The 11715-nt window shown below is 44.8% G+C and carries 10 protein-coding genes; 5 read left to right on the forward strand and 5 right to left on the reverse strand.

Going from position 1 to position 11715, the window contains the following annotated elements:
• The first annotated feature begins 82 nt into the window (after window positions 1–82).
• From ACSQ8P_RS22805 to ACSQ8P_RS22820, 4 genes are all read left to right on the forward strand, one after another.
• Window positions 83–847 (forward strand): sulfite exporter TauE/SafE family protein, encoded by a 765-nt coding sequence (locus ACSQ8P_RS22805; protein ID WP_436237265.1) that lies wholly within the window; start codon window positions 83–85, stop codon window positions 845–847.
• A 211-nt stretch (window positions 848–1058) separates the two neighbouring features.
• Entirely contained in the window at window positions 1059–1460 is a 402-nt protein-coding gene (panD, locus tag ACSQ8P_RS22810) for an aspartate 1-decarboxylase (RefSeq protein WP_436237266.1), read from the forward strand.
• Window positions 1453–2199: a YheC/YheD family protein gene (locus ACSQ8P_RS22815; RefSeq protein ID WP_436237267.1), complete on the forward strand. Its 747-nt coding sequence runs from the start codon at window positions 1453–1455 to the stop codon at window positions 2197–2199. The genes panD and ACSQ8P_RS22815 overlap by 8 nt, the downstream gene beginning before the upstream one ends.
• A 34-nt stretch (window positions 2200–2233) precedes the next feature.
• Complete coding sequence (locus ACSQ8P_RS22820; RefSeq protein ID WP_436237268.1) at window positions 2234–3472, forward strand: threonine synthase; 1239 nt, start codon at window positions 2234–2236, stop codon at window positions 3470–3472.
• Window positions 3473–3812: 340 nt separating this feature from the next.
• On the opposite strand, the gene ACSQ8P_RS22825 is transcribed toward ACSQ8P_RS22820, so the two are convergent.
• From ACSQ8P_RS22825 to ACSQ8P_RS22845, 5 genes are all read right to left on the reverse strand, one after another.
• Window positions 3813–4442: a hypothetical protein gene (locus ACSQ8P_RS22825; protein WP_436237269.1), complete on the reverse strand. Its 630-nt coding sequence runs from the start codon at window positions 4440–4442 to the stop codon at window positions 3813–3815.
• Window positions 4443–4551: 109 nt separating this feature from the next.
• On the reverse strand, window positions 4552–5418 hold the full coding sequence (locus tag ACSQ8P_RS22830; RefSeq protein ID WP_436237270.1) for an EamA family transporter: 867 nt from the start codon (window positions 5416–5418) through the stop codon (window positions 4552–4554).
• Between the two features lie 41 nt (window positions 5419–5459).
• Window positions 5460–7676: a GDYXXLXY domain-containing protein gene (locus ACSQ8P_RS22835; protein ID WP_436237271.1), complete on the reverse strand. Its 2217-nt coding sequence runs from the start codon at window positions 7674–7676 to the stop codon at window positions 5460–5462.
• Window positions 7677–7762: 86 nt separating this feature from the next.
• Window positions 7763–9583 carry an ABC transporter ATP-binding protein gene (locus tag ACSQ8P_RS22840; RefSeq protein WP_436237272.1) on the reverse strand — a complete coding sequence of 607 codons (1821 nt, stop codon included), beginning with the start codon at window positions 9581–9583 and terminating at the stop codon, window positions 7763–7765.
• Window positions 9567–11339 carry an ABC transporter ATP-binding protein gene (locus tag ACSQ8P_RS22845; protein ID WP_436237273.1) on the reverse strand — a complete coding sequence of 591 codons (1773 nt, stop codon included), beginning with the start codon at window positions 11337–11339 and terminating at the stop codon, window positions 9567–9569. The genes ACSQ8P_RS22840 and ACSQ8P_RS22845 overlap by 17 nt, the downstream gene beginning before the upstream one ends.
• Before the next feature lie 164 nt (window positions 11340–11503).
• Here ACSQ8P_RS22845 and ACSQ8P_RS22850 point away from each other — a divergent pair, with 164 nt between their 5' ends.
• Window positions 11504–11710, forward strand: coding sequence for a YrzA family protein (locus ACSQ8P_RS22850; RefSeq protein ID WP_436237274.1), 207 nt, complete (start codon window positions 11504–11506; stop codon window positions 11708–11710).
• The last annotated feature ends 5 nt before the right edge of the window (window positions 11711–11715 follow it).

Here is an 11715-nt window from a genome sequence, read left to right on the forward strand (position 1 = left end):
AAATTTCTCTTTACAAATACCATTCGCGGGACTAAAATTAATCCAATGTGTTTAGTGGGTAATGAAAAGAGGACATGACAACATGACTTTGAGTATTATTCTAATGGGTGTAATTGTTGGATTTCTGGTCGGAATGACAGGTGTTGGCGGCGCATCCTTGCTGACTCCCATATTAATTTTAATTGGTATTCATCCTTCCATTGCTGTAGGAACAGATCTTCTTTATAATTCGATTACGAAGCTTTTCGGTACGGTCCAGCATTGGCGGCAGAAAACAATCGACTTTAAGCTTGTTAAAATGCTTGCCCTAGGCAGTATTCCAGGTGTTGTACTTGCCGTCGTATTCCTGAAATTATTCGATTCTTTCTTCGATAATCAAGAAGTGATCATCAAGCACGCACTCGGTTATGTGTTGATTCTGGTAGCTTTCGCAACGCTGTTCAAGGTATTCTTCGGGCATCGCCTGAAAGAAAATCGTTGGCAGCTCCAATCTTTAGAAGAGAAGCGCTGGTTGACGATTACGATTGGCGCAGTTCTTGGCTTCATTGTTGGACTAACGTCCATTGGTTCAGGCTCCTTATATGCCATTGCCATGCTCTACTTTTTCCGAATGATTCCAGCACAGCTCGTGGGCACGGATATCGCGCATGCCTTTCTTCTCTCCTCGACTGCAGGTATTCTACATGCAAGTATGGGGAATGTGAACTATACACTTGTCTTTAATCTTCTGATCGGTTCGATCCCTGGCGTACTCCTCGGCAGTATGCTCGCAACGAAAGCACCTACAACTGTACTTCGTACGATTATTGCCACCTTAGTATTAATTAGCGGTCTTAAATTAATTTAAAGTTGAAGCAGAGCCTAGGCTCTGCTTTTTTTTGTCTAAAGGGGGCGATTCCCCCTGTCGGATTCTGCGGTTGCCCGGGAAATAACAGGATTATTTCCTGCCATGCAGTGCCCATTTTTCCATACAAATAGGCACTAACCTACACCGTGATACTAGTCTCACTCATACCTTGTGAAGAACAACATGTGATCATAAAGGAGCGCTACTGCACATGCAGCGACTAATGTGTAAAGGGAAGATACATCGTGCGACTGTAACGGAAGCCGATTTGGATTATGTAGGCAGTATTACCATTGATGGGTTACTGATGCGCAAGGCGAATATCCATCCGTATGAAATGGTTCAAGTTACTAGTCTGCGCAATGCCACCCGCTGGAAAACGTACGCGATTCCCGCCCCAGAAGGCTGCGGCAAAATCGGATTGAACGGTCCGCCTGCCCACCTCTTCTCCCCAGGAGACCTTGTGATTATTCTTAGTATGGGACTAATGAATGAAGAGGAAATCCGCGTACTCAAGCCGCAGGTTGTCTTCGTTGATGAACATAACCAGCTCCTTCAAGTAGAGGAACATGATCTCGTTATTCAAAGGCAAGAAGCGAAATCCTATGAGTAATCTATCAACAAGTAAATGGACGAAATATAAACTACTGCGCAAGTCAAAAAAACTTCAAGCTTTTTTGCCAGAAACGGATTGGTTGAGTGTGAGCAGTTTCTCGCGCATGCTGACCAAATATAGTCAAATCATTCTTAAACCGACAGGCAGTTATGGCGGGAAAGGCGTCATTATGGTCAAATCCGTGGGGAGTTCTTCCTATGAGGTCCAAGATGGAGCCAAACACCGAACGTATACGGATCTAGATGAGATCAATGCATTTGTAAAGAAGAAAGCCAGCAAAAACTACATCGTCCAACAACGTATCCATCTAGCAACCAAGAATGGACGTCCTTTTGATATGAGAGTAATGGTTCAACGGCACACGAATGCTAGTTGGCAAGTGACTGGGATGCTCGCGAAGGTGGCCGGCAAAGGTTTTATTGTCACGAATATTCGCAGAAGCGGGGGCCGTGTAGTTACTGTAGAGAATGCTATCCATAGCTCTGAGCTTAAGAACATGCAGACTTCTGAGCTCCTCGCTGAACTGCATGCAGTTGCACTACGATCAGCTAATCAGCTAGGTCCTTCCTATCGCTGGGTGAAAACGATGGGCATTGATATGGCCTTTGATAAGCAAGGACATGTTTGGATTATCGAAGTGAACTTCGCCCCTATGCTCGAGTTATTCCTGAAGCTGCCTAATAAATCTGCCTTCCATAAAATCAAATCATTTCATGCGCGCAGGAAGCAACCATGATCGTTCCTGCTAGAGACGCTGAGGAGGCCCAGAAATGAAACAATGGGAGCTGCATTGCTCACGATGTTCTGTAAGGCTGCCCTTCCGCTATCAAGACATGAAATGCGTATGCGGCGGCACTTTATTGGTTGACTATGATCTCGCGTACGTTGCACGAACTTTCACGAAAGCCTCACTACAACAACGTTATCCTTCCATGTGGAGATATTACGATCTGCTCCCCATTCACGATCCAGCCCATATCGTTTCCCTTGGTGAAGGCTGGACGCCTCTGCTGCGAATGCCAGACTGGGAGAGCAAGCTATCGCTCAAACGCCTGTGGATCAAACGAGAGGAACAAAATCCAACAGGCAGCTTTAAATCACGCGGGTTTTCTGTGGCAGTTTCTTTATTGAAACAAGCCGGTGCAACGAAAGCTGCAGTCCCGTCCAACGGGAATGCAGCAAGCGCATTAGCCGCATATGCAGGAAGAGCCGGCATTCAAGCGTTTGTTTTCATCCCTATGGACTGTCCCTCACTCATTGTCGATGAATGCCCAATGTATGGAGCAACGACTGTGCTAGTCGATGGCTTTATTCATGATGCCGCCGCGATCATTGAGTCAGGCCGCACGGAGCAAGGCTGGGTGAATGTCGGTACATTGAAAGAGCCTGGCCGTGTAGAAGGCAAAAAAACGATGGGCCTTGAACTCGCGGAGCAGTTGGGCTGGACGTTCCCTGATGTGATCATCTATCCCACAGGCGGCGGTTCGGGCATTATTGGCATGTGGAAAGCATTCTTAGAGTTGAAGGAATTAGGCTTCATTGATTACGACATGCCTAGATTCGTATGTGTACAAGAGGAAGGCTGTCAGCCTATTGTGGATGGTTTGAAGAGATCGTTGGATGTAGCACCAACGATTGAAAGTAACACGGCTTTGCCTGTTGGTGACAGAATAATCCCCAACCCAACCGGGATGCGTGTTCCGAATCCGCCGGATTTGGAACTGCTTCTGTCGATTGTCAAGCAAAGCGGCGGAACTGCCGTTGCGGTGTCCAAAGAGCAAATTGCGCAAGCCACACATAGCTTAGGCTCGGAAGGCATTTCCTCTTCTCCCGAAGGCGCGGCGACTTGGGCAGCGATGCTTGCCCTTAGTGACAAAGGCTGGCTTCGCCCCACGGACTCTGTGGTACTATTCAACACTTCACATGCGATGAAATATGCAAAGCTTGGGGCAAGTGCGGCTATTCCCATCATTCGGACCTATGATGACTTTATGATCTATCGGAACTAATAGCTGTGTTTGAGGGCGGTGAGATCGTCGATAATTTCGACGATCTCACCGCCTTTTGCCTCTCTTTGGCCGGAGATAGTCGAATTTTTCGACTCATAATCTCCCGCTCATAAACTGGTAACTCGTGCAACCCGGCTCCTAGCGCATTGCCGAATCGGCCTATCCATTCATATAGATTTCTTTGGCAGAAACTCGGCTTTTTCTCAAGCTCATCTCGGCTATATGGCAAATAAGTGTACCCGAGCATCGTCGCATCCTACCTCCTAAAAAAATAAAAACGCCGCCAACTCCTACAAACAGGAGCTAGCGGCGTGTGCTTCACGCATGAATCGTTGCTATCTTATTGACCTAAATTATTTTCCTCATACAAACGGTACATGGCTTGAATCAACGGTTCTGCTGGGTCACGATTCAATAAATATAACGTCATTAAGTATTGGAGCGGAAGTGCACACGTATTATTGCCTTCTTCGACAGCAACAAATCCAGCTTCAAGTACCGGGCCATGCTCCTCATGAAGCTCAAGATCTACGTAGATCTTCTGTTCAGGGAACTCTTCACGAACGGCTGCCGCACAATAAGGAACAATATGCTTGTCCAACAGTTCTTTAGCTTCATCTTCGGATTGAGGCGGATTCGGAAGCAGGTGACTCTCTTCGCTTCTCAGCAAATCAACGAAGAATGAGGACATCCACAGTCCTGCATTTGGATTCGTTTGGAAATTACGCATAATTTCATTCAAGAAAAATCCGCATGCTGTGGACTTCTCGTCTTTTTTGAGTGTAAAAGCAAACATCGGACCGTAGGTTGGGTTATTGCCAATTTGCCCATCGACTTCATACTCAGGGAATTGTTCTTTCACAACTTCTTGGATATGTTGGAACCATGTAATAATGACTTGGGCCTGATCACGCTCTGGATCATGTTCAATCTCTTCAGTTGCTTGTGTTTCGATATCTTTGTCTGTCATTGTCGTTATAGCCTCCTGAATCATTCTTAATGGCACGAATATTCCTATTGTAACGCATTTACGTCAGATCAGAAAGTATATGTTGTAATTTACATGACAAAATGTAATTTCAAGAGGCAACTAGCTTCATCATTAGAATGCCAGCCATCGCAATTGCAAGGCCAGATTGTTCCAATTTCGAGAATTTGTCCTTCAAAACAAATCGCGTATACAACAGTACGATCAGAACATTCAGAGCGACAACCGCCGAAACCAATCCAGTTATTCCATTTGCAAATCCATGAATGATAAGAATCATTCCCATGACATTCGTAATGCCAACACCCATACCAAATACGAACGTCTTGCGTTCTGTCCAAGTACTTTGCGCTTCTTGCTGTGCAGCACCCTTGTTCTTATCTTTCCCCCACCAGATAGCGAAGCAGATCGTGCCTGTTGCAAACATAAAGAACAAGGTCGGAAATAACGAAGCATGAACAAGGGTTGTCCATTTACTGGACAAGTCATTGGCCGCAAATAAGAGGAGCGCGATCACACCCCAACCCGCACCTTGCAAATTTTTCAATGTAATATCATTGGAATACCTGACGAATAAAATGCCAATGACAATAACAACAAAAGCAAACAGCTGAAGCAAGTTCAGCCGTTCACCCCACAGGACATATGCAAATAGTACAACCACAACCGATGGTAATCCTGTCAAAATGGCAACTAAGGAAGCCTTGCCTACTGCGAATCCTTTGAACATGCTGGCATTGGCTCCGAAGGAGAACAAGCCCATTTGAATCCCGATAAGCGCTGATACTTCCCACTTCGACTGCCACATTAGGGCGCATGCTAAACTCACGACCGCCCCCATCGCAAAGGTGCCACAGAGCAGTACATTTCGATTCAGCGATTGCTGACTCGACCAATGATATAAAATTCCTCGCAGCCCAAAGCATAGTGCCGCGAGGACGGAAAATAACAGCCACATGATGTTCGTTACCTCATTCTTTCTTGTCTAAAAATACGGACTTATTTCTCTGTTAATCGTACTAATATCGCATCCCCACTTGCGGATACTTTGACCTCAGCAAACTTGGCATTCTGTTCATACGTTCGCCCGGTGCCTTCTGGGATAAAGAAATTCTCGATCCCATACTTAATTCCTTCATAGCCCTCTCTTTCACCATTCAAGCGGACTTCATCAGCTGCAAGTTGTTCTCCAACCTTGTACTCCCTGCGGAACTCATATACAGTTGAAGCTCCGCTTGGACCTAGAACAACGGCTATTTTCCCTTTGGAAGTCCGTTCTTCTAAGTTGTCTTGATAGATTGGAGGCTCTGAAATGGTGTAGCGTAGACGAACATAGTCCCCTTGAATCAAGGAACGCGGGTCTAACGGCTGCAGCTGCAACTTGATCAGCTTCCCATGACTGAGGAGATACTCGCTCTTGCCAATCTGCAAAGACATAGCCGCAACTTGAAGTAAGACTAATACAGCGATGATCCAACGATTCGATCCAAGCCCAAGTTGGGTTTGCGAAAAATCGTCTGGTTCGAGCCCTTGCTTTTTCTCTATCCACACCGTGATCCCTATAATCAGAATACCGATTAACGCAAAGCTGATGGATTTATGCAGGAGCTTCCAAGCCAAATCGTAATATTTGTACACGAGAAACGCGATCCAGAAACCCATTGACCATGTAAACAGCCATTTGACTTGAAGCTGTCGGCTTATCAGAATTGCCGCTAGAACGAGTACGAAGAACAGCACGTTCGTGGCATAGTACCACCCTGACTCCGTTATAAAGGTTAAAGCAAACAGTGAAAGCAAGAAGGCTGGAAAGCTGCTATAAAGGACGGGCTCTCTGAATGCTGATGCACGAATCACCTGACCACCAGCGAAAAGCAGGAAGAGCAAACCCGCAAGAATACTTAGCACGGCAACGCCACTATTGATCCAATCAAATAAGACAAATGCCAAGATAATCATTGAAGCTAGGAAGAAGAGGATCCGTGTAATCAATCCCTGTAAAAATACAAAAGCCACAAGTGTTAAGGCTAGATAAATGAGCAGCATCAACGATTGTTCTGTACCGACTGCTGCGCCAGTACCCAACATGAGTCCGCTAATCAAAATGGTAAAGCGAGCTAATACATTGAATTTTCGCGCCACTAACATCCCAATCACAGCTAGAAAGCCATATCCGATTAAAATATGAGCAGGCTCATCAAACCCTAGCACGACAGTCACGAGCCCAATCAGCGTGAAACTTCCTAACAGTGAACCGATGATAATCACGGAAATCGTAAGTACACGTACGATCCACTTAGTGAAGTCCCCGTCGCCTTTGGTTTCCGTCGTTGTTTCCACATCTGTTCCCGCTTCACTATTCTCAGAAGATGGCTTCCACGCCCGCACATAGTTCATAAACATCACATTCGCACCGATAAACACGATCACGAACAACAAGCTCACAATAAAGAAGAGTTCATTATGGTACTCAATAATCAATTCAACATACTTCGTTGTGATCGCGGCTGAAATCCAAAGCCCTGCGAACAGCAGATAGACTTTACTCTGTGTCCGATGCGCATACAGGATAGCTACTGCCAACACCGCAATGAGCGGGAGGTTCATCCAAATGCCATAATTCTCAAACGTATGGGACACTGACATGATAATGAATATACAAATTGTCGCTTGAAAGGTCACCCATTTGAGGAATGGGGCATGAACTCGGCCCTTCTCAAACAGTACGAACAAGGTACCATTCACGATCGCAAGACCTAACCAGATCGCGATTGTAGCTCCCTCGGCTTCGGAATAACTGCCCCATTTGGGAAAGAAGAACAATCCATAAGCAAGATGGCCAAGAATATAGCTCAGTACATAGTAGGGCTGCCACCTTGTTAGGAGCGCATACAGAACAGCTGGCAGAAACCATACGAGAAACAAGCTGTAACTGTCTGCATGCGAGTTGTAGGTTTGACCAATCAACCCAACCCCAACTCCGAAAGAAATACAACTGGCAAACAAGCTTAGCTTACTTAAAAACTCTCTTCCAACCTGGCGGGAAAGCCAAACGGATAACCCGTAAAACCCTAATATAAGTACAAATATAGGAATAAATTTCTCAAATCGGTTCAACTTCTCCCAGTTTGAAGCAAAGAAGTAACCAATAGCAGTTAAAAGAGCACTAGCCCCCAATACATAACCAAGTTGGACCATGATTTTGTTGGATTTCATGCTGCTCATCTCCTCTCTTACTATGCTTCTAATTCTACAGGAGATCCCCGATTTGAGAAGTACTATCTATTCCTAGTACCTGATCATTAGCCTATAGAAGAAATACGACCGTCAGCTTCATTCTCTTGGGCATGACTTCCTTGTGAATGATGCACCAGTTGTTCATAGATGCCTTGACGTGCAAGCAACGCGTTGTGTGTGCCTTCTTCAACAATTTCCCCATGACTCATGACGATAATACGGTCAGCATGCATAATTGTTGATATCCGATGTGCGATCACGATGGACGTTCTTCCTTCTGCAACAATGTTCAAGGCTGTTTGAATGAGCTGTTCGGTTTGTGAATCCAAATTAGCTGTAGCCTCATCTAAGATGAGAACTTTGGGCTGGAATACGATGATCCGCGCAAAAGATATCAATTGCCGTTCACCTGCCGATAACCCGCTGCCTCTCTCTGAAATACGTGAGTCATACCCGTCTTTCATCCGTGAAATGAGCGTATCCGCACCGACCAATTTACATGCTTCAATGACGGTCTCTCGTGAAATCGCGGGATCGAACATCCTAACATTTTCAAAAATGCTGCCCGCATATAAATAAGGCTCTTGCTGGACCAAGCCAATCGTTCGATGGAGATCCGTCTGTGAGATGTCCCTAATATCAATGCCATCTATTCGGATGGCGCCTCCCTGCACATCATAGAAGCGGCAGAGCAGGCTGATCAAGGAGCTTTTGCCCGCACCTGTAGTACCTACAACCCCAATCATTTCGCCTGGAGCGATATGTAAGTCCAAATCTTCAATGACGGCAGTGTCCTTCTGATACCCGAAGTGGACATGATCGAACTGAATGTCACCCTTGACATTGACCAGCGGAATCAATTCGGATGCCTCTTTGTCTCTTACTTCCGGTTGCGCCGAGAAAATGTTCCAAATCCGACTCATGGATACTTGTGTGGATTGCAGTGTATTCCATTGCTGCGTGATGTTATTGATAGGCTGAAAAAACTGTCTAATATACGTAATGAATGCGTAAAGTACGCCAAATTCAATCGCTTTATCGAAGACGGCAATACCGCCAACCCATGTAATAAATGCTATCGATAAGTTCCCCAAAATGTCAAAAGAACGGTTAAATAACACACTTGTTCGGATCTCTCTTAGGTTTGCTCGGAAATAACCTGTGTTCTTATCCGTAAAGCGACTCATCTGCTCCTTCTCTTGATGGAAAGCTTGAATAAGGTGCATACCTGATAAGTTTTCAGCTGTGAACGCTACCATTTGGGATAACTTGGATCGTGATAGCTGATACGTTTTGCGCATATATTGACGGAAACCCACCGCGATGAGAACGATGATGGGAATGACGATCATACTATACAAGGTTAGCATCGGATCCAAATGATACATGAGCACGATAATGAAAATCAATGTCATGCTGTCACGAACTAAACTTAGGAGCACTTGAGTGAAAAACTGATTCAAGGTTTCCGTATCGCTAGACACATGCGTGATCAGGCTTCCGCTCGGCGTTTTATCATAGTAGGACATCGATTGCCTGAAAATATGTTGAAATAAATCCTTCCGAATTTTAGCTACAATGCTTTGACCGGCGAATTGCAGCAGATTATTTTGTAAGTAACTGAAAAACATGCTAGAGATGGATAATACCCCGTACAGCAAGCAGATCATGATCAGTGCGCTGAAATCATTTTTGCCGATCATGAGATTATCGTCTATCGCAATTTTGACCAAATAGGGCTGAAATAAATCAGCCGCGATTCCTAACAAGGCACAAATGACAACAGCTGCAAATGTGAGCTTGTGCGGTTTGGCGTAAACAGCTAACGAACGAAAGGAAGCTTTCGATTGACTATTGTCTTGTGGAAGTTTATTCCGCTTGAACATCGTCGTTACCTCCTTCTTGAATGGCATACAGCTCCGCATACAAGCCATCTTGTGCAAGCAGTTGATGATGTGTGCCTCGCTGAACAATTCTTCCTTCATGCAGCACGATGATTTCATCGGTGTGCTTAAGAGCAGAGATCCGATGTGCAATCCAGATCGTCGTCTTATTCGATCGTTCTTTCCTAATCGCATCAATAATATGCTTTTCAGTTACCGAATCTACCGCGCTGACGCTGTCATCTAGAATCATCAAGGGTGAATCTTTAATAATTCCTCTTGCTAAGCTCGTTCGCTGACGCTGACCACCCGACAAGGTTACCCCGCGTTCACCTAGCTTCGTCTCAAACTTTTCTGGAAATGACACGATGCTGGACAAAATTTGTGCTTTATTGGCAGCACGTTCCACTTGTTCTATAGAGGATTCCCTTTTGAAGAAGGCAATATTATCCCGAATTGATGTACTGAACAAAAAGCCCTCTTGCGGCACGTAAGCGATTTGATTTCGCAGACTTTCAAGTGTCACATCACGGATATCGCTATCTCCGATCCATACCGTGCCTTCCGGCGGATCGTAGATACGCAGCATGATTTTCATCAACGTGGACTTCCCGCTTCCTGTTTTGCCAATGATTCCGATCGATTTCCCGGGTTCAATGGTCAGTGAAATATCATGGAGCACTTCATCCTCATCATCCGGATAAGCAAATGACAGATGCTCAATGCGAATCTCTTCCTGATCAAGATGCGTAGGCTGAGCAAGCTCATTTTGTTTAATTTCTGATTCCTTCGCCAACAGCTCATTGACTCGTTCTAAGGAAGCTCGTGAGCGCTGTAAGGCATTAATTACACGGCCAATTTGCTGTAGTGGATTCACCATCATTCGAATATACAACGTTAATTCAACGAAATGCCCAATCGTAATACGCCCATGAATCGTCAAATAGCCCCCGAAGGCAATCGCAATAATGAGCGATACCGCACCCAGAAACGGAATTAACGCTTCAAATAACGAGGAAAGCCGTACTAACCGAAGCTGATTGTCACGAATCCGATCGACCGTCTCACTAAATCGGCCAATCATGATCGGTTCTACCGCGAATTTCTTTGCAACACGGATGCCTCCAAATTGCTCTTCGGCTGACTCCGTCATCGTTCCTAATGCTTCCTGAACTTGTAATGAACGCTGTTTGATGACTGGCTGAAACTTAGCGGATAACACAGGAATGAGTAATAAGGGCACGATACAGATCAGAATGACATAGAGCGGAATGGAGCTAAATAGCATCGAAACAATCGCAGCTGCAATTAATATGACTGAGTTCACAATCTGGTTGATACCCAAAGAGATGGACTCTCGAATTACTGTCACATCATTCATTACATAACTCAGTAGCTTACCGACACCATTTTGAGAATAAAAAGTTGCTCCAAGCCTAGTAAAATGATCAAATAACCGATTTCTCGTTTCGAACTCGAAGCGCCGACCGCTTCGCATAATCATGTACTGTCCAATCGCGCACAATACACCAAAGGCCACACCAATTACGAGTAGCTGCACGCTGTACTTTGCAATTAAACTTTTACTGAGTCCACCCTTCTGGAGCTGGTCCGTAAACATGCCTAGCAGTTTGGGATAGTACGAGTGAATAATATTTCCTACCGAAATCAAGAGTGCGGCAATGACATACACCGGCCAATTCTTTAGCAAGAAATCAACCAATAACCGTGTAGGCTTCAAAACGACATCACTTCCCATTACAATTTTGACTCGCTTGTAAGTCTTTCCCTATGTATTAAAAACGTCCGATCCATGCATTTCCCAGTATACGCCTATTCAGATCTACTTCCTATATCAGATATTGACGTTATAATAAGAGAAGTCGTCATAAATTTACATAGAACCAAAGGAGGCGCAGGATCATGGACTTTATTTTAGATCGTATCGAAAATAAAATTGAGTTTTTTCAAGCTTATGATTTAAAAACACTGGAAAAGAAAATTAATGATCAAATCGACAATAACAAGGCGCTGATGCTCGATGTATATGCCATCCAGCATAACATCGTATTCGACCCGAATGCCGGTAAAATGCTGTATAGCGCTGTTGTTCATTTCAAAGTGAAATAGTATGA

The sequence above is a fragment of the Paenibacillus sp. LjRoot153 genome, assembly GCF_964253085.1.
In the GTDB taxonomy this organism is placed as follows: Bacteria; Bacillota; Bacilli; order Paenibacillales; family NBRC-103111; genus Paenibacillus_E.

Excerpts from the sequence above, each read along its gene's own strand:
- ACSQ8P_RS22825 (WP_436237269.1), bottom strand. The coding sequence starts at position 4,442 with ATGACAGACAAAGATATCGAAACACAAGCAACTGAAGAGATTGAACAT.
- ACSQ8P_RS22845 (WP_436237273.1), bottom strand. The coding sequence starts at position 11,339 with ATGGGAAGTGATGTCGTTTTGAAGCCTACACGGTTATTGGTTGATTTC.
- ACSQ8P_RS22830 (WP_436237270.1), bottom strand. The coding sequence starts at position 5,418 with ATGTGGCTGTTATTTTCCGTCCTCGCGGCACTATGCTTTGGGCTGCGA.
- panD (WP_436237266.1), top strand. The coding sequence starts at position 1,059 with ATGCAGCGACTAATGTGTAAAGGGAAGATACATCGTGCGACTGTAACG.
- ACSQ8P_RS22820 (WP_436237268.1), top strand. The coding sequence starts at position 2,234 with ATGAAACAATGGGAGCTGCATTGCTCACGATGTTCTGTAAGGCTGCCC.
- ACSQ8P_RS22805 (WP_436237265.1), top strand. The coding sequence starts at position 83 with ATGACTTTGAGTATTATTCTAATGGGTGTAATTGTTGGATTTCTGGTC.
- ACSQ8P_RS22840 (WP_436237272.1), bottom strand. The coding sequence starts at position 9,583 with ATGTTCAAGCGGAATAAACTTCCACAAGACAATAGTCAATCGAAAGCT.
- ACSQ8P_RS22815 (WP_436237267.1), top strand. The coding sequence starts at position 1,453 with ATGAGTAATCTATCAACAAGTAAATGGACGAAATATAAACTACTGCGC.
- ACSQ8P_RS22850 (WP_436237274.1), top strand. The coding sequence starts at position 11,504 with ATGGACTTTATTTTAGATCGTATCGAAAATAAAATTGAGTTTTTTCAA.
- ACSQ8P_RS22835 (WP_436237271.1), bottom strand. The coding sequence starts at position 7,676 with ATGAAATCCAACAAAATCATGGTCCAACTTGGTTATGTATTGGGGGCT.